Genomic DNA, 24117 nt, shown 5'->3' with positions numbered 1-24117 from the left:
TGTGTTAATGAATTTTTAAAGGTAGGTAATCGAAATAGGTATTGAGATTACTATTGTGTAAAGATTTTATAGTACTTCAGCAACCACAAAAGTGCTGCCACCTATGAAAATCAGGTCATTAGCGTTTGCATTGTCTTTCGCTGCATGAAAGGCCAATTGAACACTTGGAAAGACATCACCAACTAAATAATAATTCTTGGCCTGCTCTGCCAGTTCTAACACAGGTAATGCGCGTTCTAAATCAGGCTGACAGAAGTAATAATGTGCGTCTGTTGGCAGCAACTGTAAAACACCAGTGATGTCTTTATCTTTCACCATCCCAATTACGATGTGTAACTGATCATGTGGGGTATCATTGATATTTTGTACAACCTCTGTGATCCCTGCAATGTTATGACCGGTATCGCAGATTACTAACGGGTTTTCGCTTAAGGTCTGCCATCTTCCTTGCAAGCCAGTAAGTCCTTTTACATTTTTTAGTGCATCATAAACTGCTTTTTCTTCGATTTTAAAACCTTGTTGCTTTAATATTTGAATGGCTTCAATGACTGTCAGCACGTTTTTACGCTGATAAGCTCCATTGAGGTCTAAGTCCAGGTCAGGATATATTAGCTTATTTCCACTGTAAACTGCTACATTCAAATATTTACCTGTTTTTTTTAGCTGCTGCAAACGCAGTTCCTGATCTGCAAAATAGATGGGGCTATTGGTTTCTTCAGCTTTCTGAAGGAATATATTTTCAGTTTCTTGCTGGGTTTCTCCGATCACTACCGGCAGGTCTTTTTTAATGATCCCTGCTTTTTCGGTTGCAATTTCCGGCAGGGTAGTCCCCAGTATATTAGTATGGTCTAAGCTGATATTGGTAATTACGGAAAGCTCCGGAGTGATGATATTGGTAGAGTCGATTCTTCCACCAAGTCCAACTTCGATGATGGCGATGTCTACTTCTGCCTTAGCGAAATGAGAAAAAGCCATGGCTACAGTCACTTCGAAAAATGAAGGCTGCAGGAACTCCATGATGTCTTGCTGTTCTTCCACAAAATCAATTACAAAAGCTTCGGGGATCATCTCCCCGTTAATTCTAATGCGTTCTCTGAAATCTTTAAGGTGCGGGGAGGTGTACAAACCTGTTTTGTATCCTGCCTGTTGAAGGATGGCAGCAAGCATATGTGAAGTGGAACCTTTGCCATTAGTTCCACCTACATGTATGGTTTTGAATTTATCCTGTGGATTTCCCAGTTGTTCGCACATGGCGATGGTGTTGTGTAAGTCTTTTCTATAGGCTACAGCGCCAACACGAGTAAACATGGGTAGTTTACTGTACAAGTAATCGAGGGTTTGTTTATAGTTCATTTTGGAGTTCTAAAAAGAATACCAGGGTTTTATTTTACCTTAAAATTGAATACTACTACACCGATTTGAACATCAGGAGCATTATCTGCCTGTGTTAAACGGGCGCCCATTACGGCTTCTCTACATTTTTGCCACAGTTCTCTATCGTTCAGGGTGGTTCCTTTGACACCAGGAGTTGCATCGATGACTACACCACTTTTATTGATTTTGATCCTTACCGCAATTTTTCCGGTTTTCTGACCATCATCCTGCGGGGTAACTAAATTGGTGAATTTTCTAAGTGCAATCGGGGTTTCGCCAAACCCAGATCCACCTTCGCCGTAATTATTGGCTAATGGATCACCGTCTTTATCGCCTTGATTTCCTGGAGTTGTTCCCGTTCCATCACCACCACCTGTACCTTTATTGGCTTTACCTTTATAAAGGGCATTTTGGTTGATGACCGGTTTTGCGGGTTTACTTTCTACCGTTGCTGTTGGAGCCGTGTTTTTTTGGCTGCTTTTAGTATTTACGGCCACCGCATCTTCTGTACTTTGAGTCACAATTTCTTTGGTACTGTTCTGCTGCGTTGGCGTCTCCTTGGTAGGCTCTGTTGGCACTACCTTATCCGGTGCTTTCTGATTGGCATTCGGATCTGCAGAAGGTTCTTCAATACTGGTATAATCCGATCCCATTCCTTCGACAGAGGTTCCGTAGTTGACCACCATTCCACCCATACCTGCTTCCACAGGAGGTTGGAATGACCCAATCACAATGAAGAAACTCAATGCGATGAGGGCAATCATAATACCAGTAGAGATGGCTACTGCTTTAGGATAATTATTTTCTTCCTTTGGGTACGTCATTATTTCTTAGGTTCTACGGCGAGTACAACTTTAAGCTTTAATTTATTCGCCACGTCGAATACTGCCATGGTATTTTCAATAGAAACTCCTCTGGCTACATAGAGTACGATAGTCAGGTCGGGAGAAGCTTTTTGATATACTTCAATTGCCGGCTGAATACCTTCCAGAGAGGTACGTTCTTTATCTACGTAATAATTTAATTTTTCATCTATAGATACGGTCACTGTTTTCTGCGCCGCAGATTGCTGTCCGGATTCCGATCTTGGTAATAGCAGTTTGACCACTTGCGGATTCACTGCAGCAGATGCCAGCAGGAAAAACAGCATGAGGAAGAACATGATATCATTCAATGCGGAAGTATGAACCTCTACAGTTCCTTTATTTCTTTTGCGTAGATTCATTATTTTCCTGGCTCCTCTAATAAATCGATGAACTCAATAGCGTCAGTTTCCATTCTTAAGATGATGCGTTCTACCATCATGTTCAGGATATGGTACAATACGTAAGCGATAATACCGATAATCAACCCTGTTGCAGAAGTAATCATTTTAGTATAAAGACCACCAGAGATGGTTCCGATTTCAATAGCTCCTTTGATGGATACATCATGGAAAATGGTAATTACCCCAATGATTGTTCCTACGAAACCAAGCATAGGTGCGATACCGGCGATGATACCCAGGATACCAATATTTTTCTCCAGTTTAGATACTTCGAGTTTTCCATTGTTTTCAATTGCCGCTTCAATGTCTTTGATTGGACGGCCGATTCTTTTCAAACCTTTTTCCAGCATTCTGGCTAATGGAGAACTATTGTTTCTACATAGGGTGATGGCATTGTCTAATCTACCTTCATGAATATATTGTTTGATGTGCAGCATCAGGTTAGACTCTGTTTTAGAGGCCTTTCTGATGGTGATGTACCTTTCAACGAAAATTACCAAACCTGCAAATGCAAGGAAGGCCAGGGGAATCATTACCCAGCCACCTTTAAAGAGCAGGTCGATGAAATGTAGTTCGGGAGCTGCTGCAGTTACGGCTTGACTGGCGTTATTCGCGGTATCAACAATTTTGTTAAGGCTATCATTAGCACCCTGTATTAATGCGATCATAATTTATAATGGTTTGTTTGTGTGTATATATAAATCTTTAATGCCTAACTTTTTTTGCAGTGCAGGTATTTGTGCATCGGCGCTGTTGTAGTCATTAAACGTTGCAATGCTGATTTTTATTTTCTTTTTCCCAGGAATAGGAGCGATGGCTTTTGCATTTAATCCCAATGTTTTCATTTGGGCAATAAAACGATCGGCTTCTTTTTGATTGGCAACTGAAGCACCAATCACTTCATAAGTAATTCCTGTTTGCGGCGCAGGAGCATTGACCTGAGCAGTTTGAGCATCATTCGTTACGGTTGTTGATGCAGGTTTTGCATTCACAACTGAATCTTTTTTTAGGGTATCATTTAATGGTAAAGTATTTTGTAAGCTACCTGAATTCGCAAGGGAGTCTATAACTGGTACAGTAGGTTGTGTAGCTACAGGAGTCTCGATCGGATTTTTACCCATTTTTAAGATAGGATCGAAAAGATCAGGTCTGATAAAATATCCTGCTGCCAATCCAATCAGCACCAATAAAAGGGCGATCAGAATCTTCAGATAGATCGGGATTCCAGGTCTTTCTTCAGGCTCATCATTAGAATTATAGAAACCAGTATTATTACTGATCTGATCTGCTGCAGGTATTGGAGTGCTGACTACAATAGGCGTCTCAGCCAGTTTGCTGGCTACTGCATAACTATCGTTAATGCTTGGACGCGTAGTTGCAGCAGGTTCTTCAAATATCGCTTTTGGCTGCTCTTCTATGTTTCCAATACTTTCAATCTCCGGTTGAGCCAGCGGCTGTTTTGGTGTTTCAACTTCTGTTATTTCTTCAAAAACAGGTTGTTCATCCTGCTCAGGAATTGATTCTTTTTCATTGGATTCAACTATTTGTTGATCATTGATGTACTCAACTTCTTCGTTCAGTAATTGTGTTTCTTCTTTTATCTCTTCAATAACTGGAGCTGCAACAGGACTGGACTCATCTCTAAGATCAGCATTGCTATTTTCAAGTTCCAGCTGTTCTTCAGTTGGCTGCTGTTCTTCGCTCAATTGATGGGCTTTAGGAGCTTCATGTATTTCGGCCAGTTCATTTGCTTCCTGTTCTGTAGTAGGAATGACTTCTTCAGTCCTTAGTTCTGTTGCCGCTGGTACTGAATGTTCCTCTTTGACAGGTGGTAAACCATAAAAATCAAAACCGAAGTTTTGATCATTTAAGGGCTTAAAGATAAGCGTTCCTGAAGATTGAAATAAAGTACCCAGGGGCGTTAAACTGGCCTCCTGGTGTTCTTCCAATTGTTTCTTTATTTCTTCAACAAATTTTTCTATAAAATAACTGGCGGAGTCTGGACTTATATTTCTTTGCTTACAGATATGGTCAATGAGCAAGGAATGCTCCAGCACTTCCGCATTGAAATCCAGCACGAAACTGGGCGGCAAAAAGGAGTGTGTTGCTGCATCATACCTTCCCGGTGATTTCTTTTTATAGATCGTTCCAAGTCCGGGGATTCCAACCTCTTTACGGGTTTTAATAAGCACTGTAAGGTATGATAACATGTCCATTCTGGTAAAATTAAATTTTAATTCTATATCCACCAATTATTAAATCGAAAACCGCTTAGAAGGAATACGTTAATCCTCCAAAGATGTTGGTTCCGATAGTTGGGTAATAAAGGTATCTGCTGTAAGAAGAGTTGAACAGGTTATTTGCTCTTGCAAAAGCAGAAAACTTGTTATTGATCTTATAGCTGGCACCAACGCCAAGATCTACAAAACCTTTTACACTTACAACAGTCTCATTTGATGGATCAGGAATGATGTATGGACTTGCAGGGGCAACTGTGTATAATTTCGCTTTGCTGGCATCCTGAATTGCTACCGCTGCATTTAAGGTAATTTTATCGGTTACGTTAAACATTAAGTCAGAGCTGATTCTCATTTGAGGTTTGTACCAGCTATTTGATTCTTGAGCAGGTTGGTAATCTTCAAAGTTTAATTTACCGGTCCATTTCAATGAATTACTGATCTGAACAGAGATTTCGCCTTCTAAACCTGTCATGGTTGTATTTCCAAAATCATAGATGACATCAAAGCGGGTAGGGTTGGCAAAGTTATTTACGAACAAGGCCATATCCGAAATTTTCTTGCGGTATACTCTGGCTTTGTAACCAAATCCTGGTCCGCCGGTTCCTTTAATTCCTGCACTGAATGACAATTTCTCTACAGAGTTTTTGATGTCTATATTGGGATTTAAGAACGGGTTTTCATCTGTAAACTGTTTTAATGAATTACGGTTTACATCCCCTTTTACTTCTGCAAACAATTGCAGGTAATCAGGAATCAGGGTTAGATCGGCAGTAACGGAAGGGAAGATTCTACTTTTCGAGAAAGCACCAAATTCCTGCACGAAATTAATTCCTGCATTGATCTTCACGCCATTTGCTTCTAATTTAATGTAAGGATTTAATTTAAAAAGGTTGTTACTTACACTAGTCAACGCATCTTTAGTATTTCCAAGTTCTGTGGAAGCGGCCAGGCCTAAGTTAAAGCTGCTGATTCTTTTGTTCACATAACCATTTAAAATAATCGAGTTTTCTTTTGCTGCATACCTATCATTCCAAAGATATCCGTTTAATTTAACCGCATAGCTTAATGCATCCGGATCATCTGTGAATTTGTTTACAATTTCACCTTCTGCTTCGATAAAATTTAACGTTTGTTTATCTGGATTTAAGTTTAACTCCGGTTTTTCAGGGTTAAATCCATAGAAAAACAAACCGTTTCTCTGGTAGTTTACGCGACCACTCATGGTCACAACATCGCCAATACTTCTACCAAAAACACCGAGTTGCTGTTGGTTTACCTCTTGTCCTGCCAGCTTACCTTTTTGTCCGAAATGCTTGAAGAAAGCACCGGCTTGCAAAGCTTCATCTCTACCCAGGTTGATGTATGCTTCGCCAAGTACGGTAGTACGGATTCCGAAGCCACCTTTCAGGTAGTTATTGATCAATTCTGTTTCTCTTTCTTTAGCTACTTGCTGCGCCTGCAGTTTATTAATGTCAGAATTCAATTCCAGTTTTCTATCCGTCAGGCTATAATTAAATTTAGCTTTATAGGTCTTTACTGTATTTAAATCCGGGCTTCTTCTCAATTTTACTGCTTCTGCCAGTACAGGTTTGTAAGGTCTTACGACTTCAATTTCTTCCGTTACGGCTTTTTCTTCAGTTTTCTTATCAGTAGTTTTTGTATCCTGTGCCAATGTGCTTAGAGATCCGGCAGTCACAAAAAGTAGGGTGCTATATATTAATTTCGTCAATCTCATCGTGCTTGTCTTATTTAATTTTCTTTAATTTTTCCTTAGCAGTGGGTACAATATCATCTTTACCGTCATAGTTGTCTATTAGGCTAAGCAGTGTACTTTTTGCTTGTAAATTATCTTTTAATGCGACATAGTTGTCTGCCAGCAAGATGAAAGCTTTAGCCACCCAATAATCGTAGGAAGACATATTATTGATCAGGTCAAAACAAGTCTTTGTAGAAGTTTTGTACTCTCTTTTTGCATATTGAATCGCAGCAAGATTATATTTTGCTTCAGCAGCGGCTAGTGTTTTAGTTTTTTCCACTACATTACTGAAAGCTTTTACGGCCTGTGTCGTATCTGCTTTTGCTAAATAAGCCTTGCCTGCGAACAGGTCAGAACTGCTTTTCTCTTCTTGTGAAGATTTATCAGATTCTTTGATCAGGGCTACATATTTGATCACATCATCTGGCATATTCAATGCACTGTATGCTTTCAGCAAGTTGTTAATGGCATAAGTATAATGCACTTTATAATCTGCGGTTGTTTCCAGTCTTTTCAGATAAACAATAGCTTCATTATATTTCTTTTGATCCAGGAATAACTTAGAGATACTCACTAGTGAGCGCTCCGTATAATCACTGGTCCAGTCGTTCAGGATATACTCATAATCAGGGATGGCCTCATCAGGACGTCCTAATTTAACCAATGATTCAGCTCTGATAAACTTGGCTTCCTTATCATGAATTGCTTTAGGGAACTTATCAAAATAAGCATTTACTGCTTCGAAAGCACCTTTAGCATCTCCTTTCAGGTAGCGGTTGTTGGCGCCCTGAAATACAATGTTATCTTGTTCAGCGATAGAGAAATCTCCGATAGGGGTAGTCTTGGCATAACCGATGAAACCTTCTGAGTCACCTTTATCTACATAAATATTTTTAATAGATTCCAATGCTTGTTTGGCTTCTTCACTGCTGGCATAATCAGCAATTACTTTTTTGAAGGTCAGCAATGCAGCATCATCCTGATCCTGGTTGTATTGAACTAAACCAATGGTCACTAATGCGCGAGGCACATAGCTGCTGTGCGGGTACTGGCTGATTAAAGCAATAAGGTCAGTTTTTGACTTGTCAAGATCTCCTTTATTGAAATAAGTATAAGCAGTTTCAAATCCGGCATCATCGGCATAGTTTGAAGTTGGAAATTGCTTCAGCAAACTTTGCATCGTGGTGATCTTTGCATCATTCTGGCCATCCAGGCCTTGAATCATACCACGTTGAAACAGTGCATAATCTTCACCTGTTGCTTTGGCAGCGATGATTTTATTGTAGTTGACCAAGGCATTGCCATAGCTCTTATTAACAAAATAAGAATCGGCTAACCTGATTGTTGCATCATTTACTGTTTTCGCATCTTTATCATTTCCTCTCAGGAAGCGCTCAAAATAGGAAGCAGCTTTTCCATAACGTTCATCTTCGAAGGCGGCATAAGCCAATGCATAATTTGCAAAGTTATACACCTCAGTCTTATCGGCTCCTGGCATTTCCAGGAACTTTTCGAAAGTGGCTACTGCTTCTCCGAATTTTCTCAATTCGTAGCTGGCTTCTGCTTTCCAATAAGTATTCAGTGCATGAATTTCCTGATCCTCAGGGAACTTTTCAGAGCGCAGGAACATAGATAGTGCATTTGGGAATGCACGTTCATTATAGAACTCTAAACCTCTGAAATAAGTTACTTTTTGATAAGCTTCTTTGGCTTCCGGAGATTTATCTGGAATAGGCTCCAGAATATCAATTGCTGCCTGGTAGTTTTTGCTGGTCAATAAAATTTCCCCTAATAACGTTTTCGCTTCATTCGCTTTGCGCGATTTCGGGAATTGTTTTAAGAAGCTTTGTGTAGATTCCAATGCCTGCTGATTGAAATCAAGCTCATAACTCAGGCGGGCATAATTGATCCATGCCTCTTCCTGTATGAACTTATCAAAGTCAAGTCTGGAAGATCTAAAGAAGGCGCTACGTGCTTTTTCTTTATTTTTCAATTGAATGAAAGAGCGACCCAGCGTATACATCCCGCTTTGCAGGTACACATCATCTGTATCTAGTTTTTCAAGAATCGCTACGGCTTCCTGATATCTTTTCAACTGGAACAGAGAGTAGCCATATTGATAGATGAACAAGTTGTTTTTAACTTCCGATTTACTCTTCGCATAATATTCCTGGAAATATTTTTCTGCATTGGTATAATCAGATTTAGCGAAGTAAGAGGCTGCAATCAGGCTGAGCATTTCTGCTTCATACTGTTGTTTAGTGGTCTTTAAGATGGGAACCGCATAACTGATGACATCGTCGTAGCGTTCATCCAGGTAATACATCGAAGTGATGTAATAAGGATAGCTGGCTTCGTACGTAGGAGAACCTTTCAACTTTTCAAAGTTGGCCAATGCAGTTTTATATTCTTTATTCAGGTAATTGATATAGGCAAAATAGTAAGTTGCGCTTTCCTGATAAGCTGATTTTTCTTTTTTAACAGCTTCAAACAATGGCTCTGCTTTTTCAATGTTCTGCAACATGAAATAGGCGTATCCTTGTTTGAATTGATATTCCACACGTTGTTTCTGAGAAAGGGTAGAAGGGTCGGTTTTTTCGAACCAATCTAATGCTTTTTGATAGTTTTCCTGAGCGAAATACGATTTACCAACGTGAAAATAAGCAAGCTTGGTATTTGCATTTAGGGGATAATCCTTAATAAATTTCTGAAAAAGACTTTCTGCATCGTTATTTCCAAGTTCTAAGGCACAAACGGCGGCGTAGAATTTTGCATTTTCTTTGAGTAACGATAATTCAGCATTACTTTCCTGCTGAGCATCTGCTTTCTGGCGGGCTCTATCGACCAACCTAAATTGTTCTGCTGCTGCAACGTATTTTTCATTGTCTAGTAACTCCAGACCTGTTCGATAATTTTCATTGAGGTGAACTAGTATGCTAGACTGCGCATAGCCAGTTGTAAAGCTACCTGCTAAGAATAGCGGAATAAAAAGGTATTTTTTCTGCATCTGATTTCAAATATGGTTGCTACGAATATAAAAATAGTATTAGGTCTTGTTAGCATAAGAAACTAACAACTGTTGATAACACTGGTTTTAACGAAAAGAAAACAAGAATGTTATAAAAAAAATCGCGAAGTTTTAATCTCTTTGAGAAGCAAGGAGATAAAGTACTGCCATTCTTACTGCAACACCGTTTTCCACCTGTTCAAGGATGATAGATTGTTTGCTATCTGCCACATCACTGGTGATCTCTACACCACGGTTGATCGGGCCAGGGTGCATCACAATAATTTCCTTATCCAGGTTATCCAGGATTTGCTTATTTAAGCCATACATCATGGCATATTCCCTTTGGGAAGGGAAGTATTTGATATCTTGTCTTTCCAGCTGGATGCGCAGCATATTGGCTACATCACACCAGTTTAAAGCTTTGATTAAGTTGTGTTCTACTTTTACCCCTAAACTTTCAATGTGTTTGGGAATCAGTGTAGTTGGTCCGCATACCATTACTTCTGCACCTAGTTTCTGCAGGCAAAGGATGTTGGAAATAGCTACTCTGGAGTGTAAAATATCACCTACAATTACTACTTTTTTACCTTGAATATCACCTAGTTTCTGGCGGATAGAGAAAGCATCTAAAAGTGCTTGTGTAGGATGTTCATGTGCGCCGTCGCCAGCGTTTACGATTTGTGCGTTGACGTGTCTGCTCAGGAACTGGCCAGCGCCCGCGTAGGGGTGTCTCATCACTACCAGGTCCACTTTCATGGCCAGGATATTATTTACCGTATCAATCAGCGTTTCTCCTTTACTTACAGAAGAAGAGGAGGCGGCAAAGTTGATGGTATCTGCAGAAAGCCTCTTTTCTGCTAGCTCAAAAGAGAGTTTGGTACGTGTAGAGTTTTCAAAGAAGATATTCGCAATGGTGATATCTCTCAATGCAGGAACCTTTTTAATCGGCCTGTTGATTACAGCTTTAAAATTATCTGCAGTTTGTAAGATCAATTCGATATCATTTCGGTTAATATCTTTGATACCTAAAAGATGTCGGGTTGATAATTTTTCTTCTGCCATGTTATTTATTGCTTTCTGATATTAAGATTACTTTGTCTTCTCCTTCTGTTTCTTTCCAGCTCACTTTCACATGCTGTGAATTTAAGCTGTCTACCTGCTGACCGATATAATCGGGTTCAATCGGTAGGTGCCTTGAAAAACGCCTGTCAATCAAGACCATGAGTTCTACCCGTGCTGGTCGGCCGTAAGCCAATAATGCATCCATGGCAGAACGTATGGTACGTCCGGTCCACAATACATCATCGATCAGGATTACGTTCATCCCTTCAATAATAAAATCTATGGTGTTCGCGTTGGCGGCAAGCATGCCGTCTTTCCTTCTAAAATCATCGCGAAAGAAGGTAATGTCTAAATTGCCTTTCTTAATTGTGGTTTTTTTAAGGATTTGGGACAGTTCATTTTGCACTCTATCGGCAAAATAACTGCCTCTTGGCTGAATGCCAATTAAAACAGTATTTGAAAAATCGTTATGGTTCTCAATTAATTGATGACAAAGTCTCTTAATTGTGATCTGGAATTTCTGACCGTCTAGCAGGGTTCTTTTTTGCATTGACTAAAGGATTGGTCAAATATAGTAAAATGTTCTAACTCTGTAAAGTTGAAAAGGAAATTTTGTGCCAGTTTTAAGGAAATTTAAAGGATTTTAAATGTAAAATCCTTTAAGTGTCTTATTTATAAAACTATAGATCATGCCCTGAATTTAAAATATATATTTGTCTAATTGCAGTATCGGAACAATGTTTGAACATGGATATAGTATAAGGGAGAGGCAGACAAATGAATGAGAATAGAGAGCATGGAATGATATTTTTTGACGGAATTTGTAATCTATGCAATCATGCTGTGCAGTTCATTATAAAAAGAGATCAGCAAGATTACTTTCGTTTTGCCGCTTTGCAGACCGAGGTCGCGAAAGCGCAATTGGCTGTCTTAAACATTGAAGAGAAAAGAGCTGCTTCATCCAAAAATCAGCAGGCATCATTAACCGCTCATGAGCAACAATTAAATACCATCATCTTGTTGGAAAACGGAAAAATGTATGATCGTTCTACAGCAGCACTGCGTATTGCGAGAAGGCTCAGCGGCGTTTGGCCATTGCTTTATATTTTCATTATTATCCCTCCATTTATAAGGGATTTCCTCTATGAGCTGATTTCAAAAAAGAGGTACCGCATCTGGGGTAAACAGGAAAGCTGTATGGTACCTTCAGCAGCACTTAAATCTAAATTTTTATGAAAGATATCATTCAGTAAAAGCAATTTAGGGCTTCAAATACCTTTTACTATAATTAACACCCATCATATCATACCTCCGAAACTGCTCTTTAAGTCGTTCCTGAAAACTCGCAAAATTACGCTTAGGCTTCGGACTCCAAAGAACTTCACTTAAGGCATCCAATCTAGGGAAAAGCATATATTCCACTTTAGCTGGATTGGTGATGTATTCCGACCATAAGTTACCTTGTCCACCCCAAATGTATTTGGCTTCAGCAGGAGTCAACACAGTGGGTATAGGCTCATAATTGTAGACATCTGCTAAAGGTAAATACCTGGCTGCAGTTAAGGAATCATCCTTTAAAAATTGTGAGTGGTTAAAGTACATGAAGTTTTCCGGTGTCATGATCACTTTATGTTTTTGTTTGGCAGCGGCGATGCCTCCTTTTTCTCCACGCCAGCTCATTACGATCGCATTAGGGGCAAGGCCACCGTCTAGAATCTCATCCCAGCCGATGATGGTTTTTCCTTTACTGTTCACAAACTTTTCAATCCTATGGATGAAATAGCTTTGCAGTCCATTTTCATCTTTTAGTCCTTTCTCTTTAATCAGCTGCTGAGAAAAAGCAGATTGTTTCCACCAGATCTTTGAACACTCATCTCCACCAATATGAATATAAGGAGAGGGGAATAGTGCCATCACTTCTGTGAGTACTTCCTCCAGAAAATTAAAGGTTTGCTCAGAAGGGAGTAATACATTATTGAACTTATTGAAGATACCCCAGGTTTCTGCTACTTTCTTCGGTTGTTTTGGCGTGGTACTCAGTTCCGGATAAGCGGCAAGGACGGCCATACTGTGACCTGGCATTTCGATCTCCGGGATAATGTTAATGTACCTTTCTGCGGCATACTTGATCACTTCTTTTACTTCTGCTTGCGTGTAATAACCGCCATGTCTGATGCCGTCATTTCCTTTTCCAGGATATAGGCCAATGATAGAACCATCCCTCCAGGCACCAATAGCAGTTAAGCGGGGATGTTTTTTAATTTCTATACGCCAGCCATGATCATCAGTCAGGTGCCAATGAAAATAATTCAGCTTGTGCATGGCGAGGAAATCGATGTATTTTTTGACAAAGATGATGTCGAAAAAGTGCCTGCTCACATCCAGGTGCATTCCGCGATAAGCGAAGCGGGGATAGTCTTTTATACTCACTGCTTTTACTTGTAAAGGAAGTGGTTTTGGGGATGGGGGTAAAAGCTGGATCAGCGTTTGAATTCCATAAAATGCACCTGCAGGTGCATTGGAGCGTATAGTTACAGATTTCGCCAATACTTCAAGACTATATTGCTCTGGATTTTCAATGTCGACTTTGGCTGAGGATACTTTTGTCAATTCCTGGCCTGGCACTTTATTTAAGTTCTGCTGTGCTGGATAATCTTTAATCAGATTGATCACATTCTTCCTATTCGGATCTGCGGTAGTGGTCAGTGTTAAGTTCAGCAAGTAATATTTTTTAATGAAGCTGATGAAGAATTCGGCGGAAGGTTTCAAACTGCCATCACTGATAAATACCTGTGTACTATTATTGTCGATGATAAAGTTATCGGTGGCTTTTCCTATTTTCATTTCCACAGGCTGTGGGATTAACGCAGGGGCAGGATATTGAGCAAAGCTGCTCAGCTGAAGGCAAAGCAAAGCGCTCAGTATGGATATAAAGATTTTCATAAAGTTCAATACTAAAAACGGGTATTCACTTTGGCAAAATAGCAAAAAAAAGGCATCCCGGATTGGGATGCCTTTTATATATTAGCTTAAAAGATTATTTAGCTTTGTTTTTGCTTTCTTCACCTTCCATTTGCTCTTTTAATTGAGCAAGTACGCCTAGATCGCCAAGAGTTGATTTCTCAACTGAATCTTTAACTTTCTTAACTGCAGTGTTTGAAGCTTTAGCTTCTTTTTTCTTAGTAGCTCTTTCTTCAGCAACAGCTTCAGCTTTAGCCTCTTCCCAGATACGGGCATGAGAAACAACGATACGTTTAGCATCTTTGTTAAACTCAATGATTTTGAAGTCATTAGTTTCTTCAGCTTTGATAGTTGTTCCGTCTTCTTTAGCCATGTGTTTAGTTGGTACGAAACCTTCTACACCGTATGGTAAAGCAATAACAGCACCTTTATCAGTTACTTTAACAACAGTACCTTGGTGAATTGAATCTAACGTGAAGATAGTTTCAAAAGTATCCCATGGGTTTTCTTCTAGTTGTTTGTGACCTAAGCTCAATTTACGGCTTTCTACATCTAATTCAAGAACAACTACGTCTAATGTATCACCTACTTTAGTGAATTCGTTAGGGTGGTTAACTTTTTTAGACCAAGAAAGATCAGAGATATGAATTAAACCATCAATACCTTCTTCAATTTCTACGAATACACCGAAGTTAGTCATGTTTTTAACTACAGCAGTATGTTTGCTTCCGATAGGATATCTTTCAGCAACATTTTGCCAAGGATCTTGAGTTAATTGCTTAATACCTAAGCTCATTTTGCGTTCGTCTCTGTCTAAAGTTAATACTTCAGCTTCGATTTCATCGCCAACTTTCAAGAATTCTTGTGGGCTGCGTAGGTTTTGTGACCAAGACATTTCTGATACGTGGATTAAACCTTCAACACCAGGAATGATTTCTAAGAAAGCTCCGTAATCAGCAACAGTAACAATTTTACCTTTAACTTTAGAACCAACAGCTAAGTTAGTATCTAAAGATTCCCAAGGGTGTGGAGTCAATTGTTTTAAACCTAATGCAATACGTTTTTTCTCGTCATCAAAGTCAAGAACTACAACGTTGATTTTCTCATCTAAGCTTAATACTTCTTTTGGATGCTCTATGCGGCCCCAAGAAATATCAGTGATGTGAAGTAAACCATCAACACCACCTAAATCGATGAATACACCGAAGTCAGTAATGTTTTTAACAGTTCCTTCTAATACCTGTCCTTTTTCAAGTTTAGATACGATTTCAACTTTTTGGCTTTCTAAATCGTCTTCGATTAAGATTTTATGAGAAACTACTACGTTTTTAAACTCATGGTTGATCTTAACAACTTTGAATTCCATTGTTTTACCCACGTATACATCGTAATCGCGGATAGGTTTGATGTCGATTTGTGAACCTGGTAAGAAAGCTTCAACACCCATGATGTCAACGATAAGACCACCTTTAGTACGGCTTTTAACAAATCCGTTGATGATTCTGTCATTGTCAAGAGCCTCATTAATAGACTCCCATGATCTTTGGGTTTTAGCTCTTTTACGAGATAAAATCAATTGACCGTTTGCGTCTTCTGGAGCTTCCACGAATACGTCAACGGTATCACCAATTTTCAAATCAGGTGTATCACGGAACTCAGATGTAGATACTAATCCGTCAGATTTAAATCCTACGTTTAATACTACGTCTTTATTGTTGATAGACACAACAATACCGCTGATGATTTCACCTTGGTTGATTTGATTGAAAGTATCGGTATACATGTCTTCAAACTTTTTACGGTCTTCATCAGAGTATTTTCCGAAAACTTTATCATCTGCATCCCAATCAAAATCTTGATCTGGTGTTGCTAATGATGATTTGATCTGTTCGATCGACACTGAATCAGCTTCTGACTCAATGGTTTCTTTCTCAGTGAGACGAGCGTCTGCACCTTGTAATTCGGCTTTTTTAGCCTCTAGTTCTTTTTCTGCTACTTGTTTTTTAGCCATTAAAATTTAATCTCCTTTTCCCGTGAGGGACTGCAAAGGTATAAATAAAATAATTTAAAGAAAAGAATTTCTTGATAAATGTTGTTGATTTAGAAGAGATTGGACGGAAAACTTCCTTTTTTCACTATGCAGTGAAGAAAACCAGACACAATTCCGGATCAAAAAGCAAGAGGAACATCTTGATTTTATTGGGAAGGTAGCCGAAGTACTTTTTGAAGGCACTAGTGAAATGGGTTGCATGTTTATAACCCATTTTTTCCGACACCTCTGATACCCTGGAATCCCCTTGAAGTAACATAGCTTTAGCCTGTTCCATCTTATATTGGTTTAGATATCCATAAACAGTAGTCCCATACGCCGCCTTGAATTGCTTCTTCAGGTTAAACTCATTCGTACCTACCATGTGGGCTAAAGTCCTTAAAGAGAAAGGAGCGTCAATGTTCTGAATCAGAATTTCTCGCGCTTCCTGCATTTTATCCATTTCATCCTGCTTTAAACGTGGGATCGGCTGCTGCTGCTGCTCGAGCTGTGATATTTTGATAGCCAGCAGTTCAATTACTTTAGATTCCAGAAATAACCGTTCGCAAAAACCGGTATGTGCTGAGTTTTCCAGACCATTTAAAATGGCATTGATTTCCGGGGTAATGTGTAGATGCTGCTCAGAGAAAAAGATGACGTTTTGAATAGCAGGGCTGAGAGCGAGCTCAGGAACAGGGCGTGCTTGCAGATGAATCGCTGCTGGATGATCTTCCGGCAGGTATCTCGATAAAAATCCGGCACTGATCTCTACAAAAATAACCTCATTTGATTCCTTGGATAAACTCTCATAAAGGTTGAGATTACCATTGGTCCAGATCAGATTGTACTGCTGACTTTCCAGTAAAGGCAAGGTCTCGCTAGCTGTATCACTACTAAAAGACAGTTTTCCTTTGAGCACGAAGATCAATTGATAACCAATGGGGTTGACGGGCTGATCGAAGCGCTTGGTATCCTGCCCCGCATTTAACAAAGCGATTTTCTTTGAATAACCAATAGTAAGTTCCTTAGATCCGTAAAATGAACGGTCTTGTTTTTCTCCTTTTAGCGTCATCTGTTCTCCCTTTTGCGTCATCGGCTACTGATATCTTTGCGGCGAAGTTAAAGTTATTAAGATTAAATCTTAATAAAATATCAAAATAATATTTAGATGAACAAAAAAGCTACCCTAATTATTTTACTATTGACGATCTCAACAGGTCTCTTTGCTCAGGTAAGGATGATCAGTGGAAAAGTAATAGATCAAAAGACTGGAGTAACCCTTCCAGGCGCAACCGTGATCCGCAAAGCGAATAAAGAGGTGGTGAGCACCGATGCCAACGGAAAATATTCCATTAACGCAGAAACCGGCGACCTGCTTTCCTTCTCTTATACAGGTTACATTACTGTAGAATTGAAAGTGACTGCTGATAAAAACACGGTGAATGCTTACCTGGATGGTTCAGTAAACCAATTGTCGGAAGTTGAAGTCACTGGTGCTTTAGGCATTAAACGTCAGGCAAGAGAATTGGGAACCTCCGCAACATTGATCAGTAACGAAAGTCTGAACCAGGGTAAAGTAGTGAACCCATTACAAGGCCTGGCCAGTAAAGTTGCCGGATTAAGAATCAACATGAACGATGCCACTACTGGTAAAACAGATCAGCTGGTACAAATCAGGCTGCGTGGTTCCAGATCTTTCAATGATGCGAAAAACAATCCTATATATGTAGTAGATGGCGTCCCTGTTCCAGACATCGGCCGCTTAAACCCGAACGACATTGAAAACATCACCATACTTAAAGGTGCAAATGCTGCTGCATTATACGGCTCAGAAGGTGTAAATGGTGCTTTAATGATCACTACTAAGAAAGGACAAAGAGGTAGGGGAACTGTGAATTACTCCAATACCACTACTTTTTCAAATGTTTACCTATTGCCACCTGCACAAACGCAATTCGGGCAAGGGCAAAATGGCGTATATTCTCCAACAGAATATGAATCCTGGGGACCTGCATTTGATGGCAGTACCAAAGACCTGGGCTTAAAACTGCCAAACGGTGTACAACCTACTGCATTATTCGCAGCGCCTTCAAAAGATAATCGCCTGGATATGTTCCAAACTGGTAGAACTCTACAGAACGACCTTTCTTTTTCTGGTGGCGATGAAAATTCTACTTACTTTTTTTCTGTTCAAAACGTGAATATAAAAGGGGTAATTCCTGGCGATAAAAGCTCCAGAACAGGAGCGAGGTTTAACGGTTCCAGAACTTTCGGTAAACTGAATACTTCTTATAACGTCAATTATATTTCGGCCAATAGAAATACCACACCGGATGGTCCATGGTACAGCACTTATGTGCAGCCTGCAAACCTTGACCTTAAAAGTTTAAAAAACTGGAGAGATCCAAACTCAGCAGCAAATCCGCTGAACTATTACACAGATGCAACAGCGGCAAAGAATCCGTTTTTCTTAATGGATAACAATAGAAACACTTCTGATCAGCAAACTATTAATGGAAAGATCCAATTGGATTATGATTTTACACCATGGTTTTCTGCAATTTATCGCATTGGATTGTACAGTACTTCAGAAGAAAGCAGGGCAACGACCAATAAACTGGCTGCTCCTTCAGGAAACAGGAACGTGAATGGTGCTGTAAATGATGGCAGCAATGATTTCCGTAGAATAAACAGTGATTTAATCCTGAACTTTAAGAAAGATTTCGGAAAATTTACGAACCGTTTATTGGTTGGGCAAAATATCCGTATGGATGATTCCAAGCTGATTTCTGTAGGAAGTGCCAACTTACTATTCCCAGACCTTTTCAATCCTGGAAGCCGTGCAGGTGAGTTAGATGGTGCTGCTTCGATCACTAAATACAGAGCATTGGGTACGTATTTCGAGTATACTGCTGGATATAACAACTATCTGTTCTTAACCTTAACCGGTAGAAACGACATGGTTTCTGTGTTGAGTAAAGAAAATCGCTCTTATTTTTACCCTGGTGTCAGTACTTCCTTTGTATTTACAGAAGGGATAAAAGCTATAAAGGACAGTAAAGTACTCTCCTTCGGAAAGGTCTTTGCTTCTTATAACAAAACAGGGAACGTCACTTTAGACCCTTACAACTTAAACAACGCTTATTCGCAGATCAATGGTTTTCCTTTTGGCGGTTTAGTAGGTTTTACGCCGAATTTAACCAGCCCGAATCCTAATATTAAACCCGAATTCGTCAAATCATACGAAGTGGGTACACAGTTGGGCTTCTTCAATGACCGCTTAAACTTTGAAGCGGCTTATGTGTACTCAGATTCTGACGGTCAGATTTTTGATGCGCCGATTTCCAGCTCAACAGGCTATAATACCACCATTGTTAACGCAGGGCGATTGACCAATAAAATCATTGAATTGACGGTAAGCGGTGATGTGATCCGTACCGACAACTTCAGATGGAACCTTGGTTTTAACTTCACACATATTAATAATAAGGTGAAAACTATTTTCGGCGGACAGGAAGAATTCAGAATGTTCAGACAAGCTTATGCGGTAGTCGGACAAAGCTATCCGCTATTAAAAGTGAGTGATTACCTAAGAGATGAGCAAGGAAGAGTAGTGGTGGATTCGAAAGGAAATACGACTACAGTAGCTGATAGCGCACCTCTTGGCACTATGGTTCCTCCTTATCAAATGGGTTTAAGCACAATGATTAACTTCAAAGGTATCAGCATTGGTGCTCAGTTTGACGCCCGTCTTGGTGGCTGGCTGTATTCTGAGGTGGTACCAAGAATGTATACTGCTGGTACGCATCCGGCTACGGCTGAATATGGTCGTCAGCCATTCATTTTCCCTAATTCTGTGATCAATACCGGAACTGCAGATCAGCCGGTATATGTAGAAAACACAACGGTGATGTCTAAAGGCGATAAAGCATTTTGGGATACACAAGGAAAAGTACAAAGAAACACGGCGGCGAAATCAGACTTTTTTAAACTAAGAGAACTGAATATCAATTACGCTTTGCCTAAAGCATTATTGGCAAAACAGAAAGTAATCCGTGAAGCTAGCTTCGGACTGGTAGGAACCAATTTATTCATCATCAGACATAAGAGCAATACTTATGGCGATCCTGAATCCTTGTACAATCAGACAGATGGTTACCTGAGTTTCAGACAGATTCCTCCAACCAGAATGTTTGGTTTTAACCTGAACGTTACGTTCTAATTGACATACACGAGTTTATTTAAGATATACACGCTGAAGAATAACATATAATGAAGAAAAGTATAAAAATATTCGTTTTCGCTGCCGGCTTATTCAGTCTGACTTCCTGCGAAAAATTCCTGGATGTGAATGACAATCCGAATGGTCCAACAGAGCAATACCTGATCCTAAGCGCCCGTTTACCGGGTGCTTTAGTCAGCACGATAAATCAGGAAACAGTACAAATCAATCAGCTGGCGGCTTTCTGGGCAGGCTATTGGGGCACCACCAGTGAAGCAACCAATAAGTTTTATAAAGAGAAGACCTATAATGGGGTAGCCATTCGCGGAACCAGAGATGGAATCCAAATCTGGGAAGGGACTTACAACACCTTATTATACTATCAATTGATCAAGGAGCAGGCGCAAAAAGAAAATGCACCGTTTTATTCGGGAATTGCGAAGATTATGCAGGGATGGCACTTTTTGCATTTAGTAGATATTTATAACAATGTTCCTTTTGATGAAGCTTTGAACAGAACATTGTACCTGCAGCCTAAATATGAAGATGGAAAGACCGTATATGAAAAGTCTGTTTCGCTGATTACTGAGGGAATGGCAGAAATTAAAGGTGCAGCAGCAGATCAAAGTCCGGGAAAAGCCGATATTATCTTTAGTGGCGATAAACAGCTTTGGGCTAGATTTGCAAATACCATTAAGTTAAGAGCATTGATCCGCCAGTCGCAGGCAAATAATGATGCCTACATCACTGCAGAGATCGATAAGATCAAAGTGGAAGGAAGTGGCTTTTTAGGTTTAGGACAAAATGCAGCAACCAAACCAGGTTACATTAACTCTAAAGGAAAAATGAATCCTTTCTGGGAAACGAATTACAGAGGTGTAAATGCCTCGGCTACCAATCATGTGGATTTACGTCCAACACAATACATCATTGACAAATATAAAGGATTGAATGATCCTCGTCTGGCTAGCTTATATGTGAGTATTGGCGGTACTTTTAAAGGTGTACTTTTTGGCAATCCGAATGTGGACACTCAATATGCAGCAAAAAGCACTTCTGCTTTTAAAGGGCCAACTGAAAACGATGGAAAACCTACCGGGCTTTTCAAAAGCTTTGATCAGGCACTGATTTTAATGGGTTCTTTTGAAAGTTTATTCCTGCAGGCGGAAGCGGCAAACCGAGGATGGATTGCCGGTTCAGATCAGACTTTCTACGAACAGGGAATTGTAGAATCATTCAAATATATGGAAGTAGATGCAGCAGCGTTTACAGCCTATAATGGGCAAGAGACGGTGAAGTTAAGTGGAGCAGCACCAGCTGATCGCTTAAAGAGGATTATCGAACAAAAATGGTTGGCCCTGAACAGCATCAGCAGTCTGGAAGCTTGGAGTGATTACAGAAGATTGGGATTCCCTGAAATTCCTAATTCTTTACTGGCCCCTGCGCCAACAGCAAGACCGTTAAGGTTGATGTATCCGGAATCAGAACGCCAGACCAATGCTGTAGAAAGCGGGAAACAAGGCAATGATGAAGTTACTGTAGGTAAGGTCTGGTGGAATAAATAACAACAATTATCAAGTTTATCTGGCAAGTCCGCAAGTATTAAGAATTAGTCTAAATAATTGCGGATTTGTTTTATATTTGTAAAAAATAGCCTTAATGAAACCAAACACACCTAAAAGCGCCTGGCAAAAAACACGTAAACTTTTTAACGACATCCATTTGTGGATCGGATTAGCGAGCGGGATCATTGTGATCCTGGTTTGTTTAAGTGGAACTCTGTATGTTTTTAATACGGAATTGAAGGAGATGGCCAATCCTGAATTGTATAAAGTAACTGCTCCGGCAGGTGCAAATCCGATGCCGATTGAATCTTTAATCAAGCAAGTGAAGGAAAGTACAGGAGGAAAAGTAGTTTCCGTAAAAATTCCTGCAGATCCGAACCGTACTTACCAATTTATGGTAAGGATGAAGGAAGGTGATAAAGAAGGAAAAGGGGAAAGAGGAGAAGGAAAAGCTGCAGAGGGAAAACATGGGCCTAAAGATCAGGCGTTGACAATGGCTGCTGCAGCAACTGCGCCTGCAATTGTAGGAGTAGGAAATGAGCAATCCGGAAAAGATAAAGAAAGCGCAGATAAAGGTCGCGAAGGGCATAAAGCTGCTGAAGAAAATAAAGTTGGAAAAGGAAAAGGCGGAGAAGGAAGAGGGAAAGAAAAAGGCGGAAAACCTGAACAAGGAAAACGTCCTTCTGCTTTTGCGGTAAACCAATATACCGGCCAAGTGATTGGCAATATTTCTGAAGTGAAAGGAGCTACTGCTTCCTTCATGAAAACTATGTTTAGCCTGCACAGGTGGTTGCTATTAGATAAAGTAGAAAAACCGATCTTCGGTGAACTGGAGAACAGAAAACTGGGAAGTTACATTACCGGTGCGGCTACTATCTTATTTACATTGGGCGTTATTACGGGCATGGTGATCTGGTTTCCTCAAAGGGTTAAATCCTGGAGACAAGGGCTAAAGGTAAAATGGTCTGGAAGTTGGAAAAGAACAAATCATGATTTACACAACAGCCTGGGTTTCTACGCTTGTATCTTTCTATTTCTGATGGGAATTACTGGTCCTCAATGGTCTTTCCCTTGGTATAGAGAGGCTTTAAGGAAATCTTTGGGCACGTATCAACCTGAAGGATTTGAGCCGCCTAAAGATCCTGTTTCGACAGTTATAGCAGGTGCTGCTCCACTAAATCTGAGCGATTACCTGAAAAAAGCAGATGCGGCATTACCTTATACTGGCGATTATAGCATCAGTTTACCAAAAGATTCTGCTTCAGCCATTACGGTCATGAAGAACAAAATAGGATTTTTCGCACCTGCTGCAGGTGATAAAGTTCTTTTAGATCAATATACGGGTACTGTACTTCAGAAAGAAGTGTTTAGTGATAAACCTTTCAACGAACGTGTATCCGGTTCTATCAAAGCGCTGCATCTGGGTGATGTATATGGTATGTTTACCAAGATCATTTATTTCCTGGCCTGTTTGATTGCAACTAGTCTGCCGGTTACAGGTACGCTGATCTGGCTGAACAAGCTAAAAAAGAAAAGAAAGAAAAAGGTAAATAAAAGGCCAGCTATGCGGCTTTCGGCTTAAACTTATCCCTATAATCTTTAGGTGTCATTCCGGAGTTTTTCTTAAAAAGCTGTCTGAACGTTTTCAGATCGTTATAGCCGGAACCTAACATGACTTCCAGAATACTGAGGTTGGTTTGCTCTAAAAGCTTTTTAGCCGCCTCAATTCTGGTTTTTTGTAAATATTCAATCAGGGTATTTCCCGTAGCCTGCTTAAATCTACGCACAATGTTTCGTCTGCTAGAGGGAATCTGCTGCAGAATATCTTCAATCGTTACCGATTCTTTATAAGCATTTTCGATGCAAAGCTGTGTTTTGGCAACCAGTTCATCACCATGATCTCTTACCGGATGAAAAGTCCCGAAATGGCTTTGCTGTTCTCGGTTCATGTCAATGGAGAATATTTTGGCAATGTGTATGGCGGTATCGCGGCTGCAGTAGTTGTGGATCAGCATCAGCATCAAATGAAAACTACTTGTTGAGCCACCGCTGGTATAAATACCCTGGTCGGCGGTAACCACCTTTTCCGGTGTAAAATAAACATCGGGAAAACAGCTGGCAAAGGCGGGACTAGCATTTACGTGGGTGGTGGCAATTTTTCCGTTGAGCAAACCTGTGGCAGCCAATAAAAAGGCTCCTGTACAAAAACTGGCCAGTTCCGCACCTTTCTTATATTGCTGCTGTAACCAGGGCAGGAATTCCAGATTTTCCTGGATGGCAGTATTGAGGTCTGATGTACCAAATGCTGGAATTAAGATGAGGTTTTGCGGTCCGGATTCGGATAAGCTGAGCGCATTGTATTTTTCAAAAGTAGTTCCTTCCTTGGAAATGGTCGTATTCCTGATCAGGTTAATCTGAAAAAGAGGCGCTCTGCCGATTTCCTCATAATGATGATTTACTGTATCAAATACATCAAGTATTGCGGCTACGCTTAGTAAACGATAATTATTGGGGAGTAATAAGGCTACCTGTACCATCTGATTTACGTTTTATGCACTGCAATTTAAGTATTTATATTTCATTATCCCGAAGATATAGGAATAGCAATAATGACCGAGCTCAAATCAATAA

The 24117-nt window shown here is 40.0% G+C and carries 17 protein-coding genes; 4 read left to right on the top strand and 13 right to left on the bottom strand.

Features of this window, described 5'->3' with window-relative positions:
* Window positions 1-66: 66 nt before the first annotated feature.
* The 9 genes from AQ505_RS21925 to pyrR form a co-directional block, all read right to left on the bottom strand.
* The gene (locus tag AQ505_RS21925; RefSeq protein WP_062550156.1) at window positions 67-1353 is read right to left on the bottom strand and encodes a bifunctional folylpolyglutamate synthase/dihydrofolate synthase; all 1287 of its coding nucleotides are present in this window, start codon (window positions 1351-1353) and stop codon (window positions 67-69) included.
* A 29-nt stretch (window positions 1354-1382) separates the two neighbouring features.
* On the bottom strand, window positions 1383-2198 hold the full coding sequence (locus AQ505_RS21920; RefSeq protein ID WP_062550155.1) for a hypothetical protein: 816 nt from the start codon (window positions 2196-2198) through the stop codon (window positions 1383-1385).
* The gene (locus AQ505_RS21915; RefSeq protein WP_062550154.1) at window positions 2198-2599 is read right to left on the bottom strand and encodes an ExbD/TolR family protein; all 402 of its coding nucleotides are present in this window, start codon (window positions 2597-2599) and stop codon (window positions 2198-2200) included. Before AQ505_RS21915 ends, AQ505_RS21920 begins: the two co-directional genes overlap by 1 nt.
* Window positions 2599-3309 (bottom strand): MotA/TolQ/ExbB proton channel family protein, encoded by a 711-nt coding sequence (locus AQ505_RS21910; protein WP_157262509.1) that lies wholly within the window; start codon window positions 3307-3309, stop codon window positions 2599-2601. Before AQ505_RS21910 ends, AQ505_RS21915 begins: the two co-directional genes overlap by 1 nt.
* Window positions 3310-3312: 3 nt before the next feature.
* Window positions 3313-4857, bottom strand: coding sequence for an SPOR domain-containing protein (locus AQ505_RS21905; RefSeq protein ID WP_157262507.1), 1545 nt, complete (start codon window positions 4855-4857; stop codon window positions 3313-3315).
* A gap of 55 nt (window positions 4858-4912) precedes the next feature.
* Window positions 4913-6616 carry a TonB-dependent receptor gene (locus AQ505_RS21900; protein WP_062550152.1) on the bottom strand — a complete coding sequence of 568 codons (1704 nt, stop codon included), beginning with the start codon at window positions 6614-6616 and terminating at the stop codon, window positions 4913-4915.
* 10 nt (window positions 6617-6626) lie between these two features.
* Window positions 6627-9644, bottom strand: a complete 3018-nt coding sequence (locus tag AQ505_RS21895) for a tetratricopeptide repeat protein (RefSeq protein ID WP_062550151.1) — start codon at window positions 9642-9644, stop codon at window positions 6627-6629.
* A 132-nt stretch (window positions 9645-9776) separates the two neighbouring features.
* Window positions 9777-10709: an aspartate carbamoyltransferase catalytic subunit gene (locus tag AQ505_RS21890; RefSeq protein WP_062550150.1), complete on the bottom strand. Its 933-nt coding sequence runs from the start codon at window positions 10707-10709 to the stop codon at window positions 9777-9779.
* A gap of 1 nt (window position 10710) precedes the next feature.
* Window positions 10711-11259: a bifunctional pyr operon transcriptional regulator/uracil phosphoribosyltransferase PyrR gene (gene pyrR, locus AQ505_RS21885; RefSeq protein WP_062550149.1), complete on the bottom strand. Its 549-nt coding sequence runs from the start codon at window positions 11257-11259 to the stop codon at window positions 10711-10713.
* Between the two features lie 227 nt (window positions 11260-11486).
* Here pyrR and AQ505_RS21880 point away from each other — a divergent pair, with 227 nt between their 5' ends.
* Window positions 11487-11945 carry a thiol-disulfide oxidoreductase DCC family protein gene (locus AQ505_RS21880; protein WP_062550148.1) on the top strand — a complete coding sequence of 153 codons (459 nt, stop codon included), beginning with the start codon at window positions 11487-11489 and terminating at the stop codon, window positions 11943-11945.
* A gap of 24 nt (window positions 11946-11969) precedes the next feature.
* Here AQ505_RS21880 and AQ505_RS21875 read toward each other — a convergent pair whose 3' ends face one another.
* From AQ505_RS21875 to AQ505_RS21865, 3 genes are all read right to left on the bottom strand, one after another.
* Window positions 11970-13652, bottom strand: coding sequence for a beta-N-acetylhexosaminidase (locus tag AQ505_RS21875; protein WP_062550147.1), 1683 nt, complete (start codon window positions 13650-13652; stop codon window positions 11970-11972).
* Between the two features lie 94 nt (window positions 13653-13746).
* Complete coding sequence (rpsA, locus tag AQ505_RS21870) at window positions 13747-15681, bottom strand: 30S ribosomal protein S1 (protein ID WP_062550146.1); 1935 nt, start codon at window positions 15679-15681, stop codon at window positions 13747-13749.
* A 124-nt stretch (window positions 15682-15805) separates the two neighbouring features.
* On the bottom strand, window positions 15806-16792 hold the full coding sequence (locus tag AQ505_RS21865; RefSeq protein ID WP_062550145.1) for a helix-turn-helix domain-containing protein: 987 nt from the start codon (window positions 16790-16792) through the stop codon (window positions 15806-15808).
* Window positions 16793-16867: 75 nt separating this feature from the next.
* On the opposite strand from AQ505_RS21865, the gene AQ505_RS21860 reads away from it, so the two are divergent.
* The 3 genes from AQ505_RS21860 to AQ505_RS21850 all read left to right on the top strand — a co-directional run bounded on the left by AQ505_RS21860 (window position 16868) and on the right by AQ505_RS21850 (window position 23068).
* The gene (locus tag AQ505_RS21860; protein ID WP_062550144.1) at window positions 16868-19921 is read left to right on the top strand and encodes a SusC/RagA family TonB-linked outer membrane protein; all 3054 of its coding nucleotides are present in this window, start codon (window positions 16868-16870) and stop codon (window positions 19919-19921) included.
* A 50-nt stretch (window positions 19922-19971) separates the two neighbouring features.
* Window positions 19972-21486, top strand: coding sequence for a SusD/RagB family nutrient-binding outer membrane lipoprotein (locus tag AQ505_RS21855; protein ID WP_062550143.1), 1515 nt, complete (start codon window positions 19972-19974; stop codon window positions 21484-21486).
* Window positions 21487-21580: 94 nt separating this feature from the next.
* Window positions 21581-23068, top strand: coding sequence for a PepSY-associated TM helix domain-containing protein (locus AQ505_RS21850; protein ID WP_062550142.1), 1488 nt, complete (start codon window positions 21581-21583; stop codon window positions 23066-23068).
* Here the strand turns inward: AQ505_RS21850 and AQ505_RS21845 are convergent.
* The gene (locus AQ505_RS21845) at window positions 23049-24023 is read right to left on the bottom strand and encodes a GlxA family transcriptional regulator (RefSeq protein WP_062550141.1); all 975 of its coding nucleotides are present in this window, start codon (window positions 24021-24023) and stop codon (window positions 23049-23051) included. The genes AQ505_RS21850 and AQ505_RS21845 overlap by 20 nt on opposite strands.
* Between the last annotated feature and the right edge of the window lie 94 nt (window positions 24024-24117).

It is taken from the genome of Pedobacter sp. PACM 27299, from assembly GCF_001412655.1.
GTDB lineage: Bacteria > Bacteroidota > Bacteroidia > Sphingobacteriales > Sphingobacteriaceae > Pedobacter.
This window is presented reverse-complemented; position numbering and strand designations above follow the sequence as displayed.

Coding starts and splice junctions, on each gene's coding strand:
- AQ505_RS21925 (WP_062550156.1), bottom strand. CDS start 1,353: ATGAACTATAAACAAACCCTCGATTACTTGTACAGTAAACTACCCATG.
- AQ505_RS21920 (WP_062550155.1), bottom strand. CDS start 2,198: ATGACGTACCCAAAGGAAGAAAATAATTATCCTAAAGCAGTAGCCATC.
- AQ505_RS21915 (WP_062550154.1), bottom strand. CDS start 2,599: ATGAATCTACGCAAAAGAAATAAAGGAACTGTAGAGGTTCATACTTCC.
- AQ505_RS21910 (WP_157262509.1), bottom strand. CDS start 3,309: ATGATCGCATTAATACAGGGTGCTAATGATAGCCTTAACAAAATTGTT.
- AQ505_RS21905 (WP_157262507.1), bottom strand. CDS start 4,857: ATGGACATGTTATCATACCTTACAGTGCTTATTAAAACCCGTAAAGAG.
- AQ505_RS21900 (WP_062550152.1), bottom strand. CDS start 6,616: ATGAGATTGACGAAATTAATATATAGCACCCTACTTTTTGTGACTGCC.
- AQ505_RS21895 (WP_062550151.1), bottom strand. CDS start 9,644: ATGCAGAAAAAATACCTTTTTATTCCGCTATTCTTAGCAGGTAGCTTT.
- AQ505_RS21890 (WP_062550150.1), bottom strand. CDS start 10,709: ATGGCAGAAGAAAAATTATCAACCCGACATCTTTTAGGTATCAAAGAT.
- pyrR (WP_062550149.1), bottom strand. CDS start 11,259: ATGCAAAAAAGAACCCTGCTAGACGGTCAGAAATTCCAGATCACAATT.
- AQ505_RS21880 (WP_062550148.1), top strand. CDS start 11,487: ATGAATGAGAATAGAGAGCATGGAATGATATTTTTTGACGGAATTTGT.
- AQ505_RS21875 (WP_062550147.1), bottom strand. CDS start 13,652: ATGAAAATCTTTATATCCATACTGAGCGCTTTGCTTTGCCTTCAGCTG.
- rpsA (WP_062550146.1), bottom strand. CDS start 15,681: ATGGCTAAAAAACAAGTAGCAGAAAAAGAACTAGAGGCTAAAAAAGCC.
- AQ505_RS21865 (WP_062550145.1), bottom strand. CDS start 16,792: ATGACGCAAAAGGGAGAACAGATGACGCTAAAAGGAGAAAAACAAGAC.
- AQ505_RS21860 (WP_062550144.1), top strand. CDS start 16,868: ATGAACAAAAAAGCTACCCTAATTATTTTACTATTGACGATCTCAACA.
- AQ505_RS21855 (WP_062550143.1), top strand. CDS start 19,972: ATGAAGAAAAGTATAAAAATATTCGTTTTCGCTGCCGGCTTATTCAGT.
- AQ505_RS21850 (WP_062550142.1), top strand. CDS start 21,581: ATGAAACCAAACACACCTAAAAGCGCCTGGCAAAAAACACGTAAACTT.
- AQ505_RS21845 (WP_062550141.1), bottom strand. CDS start 24,023: ATGGTACAGGTAGCCTTATTACTCCCCAATAATTATCGTTTACTAAGC.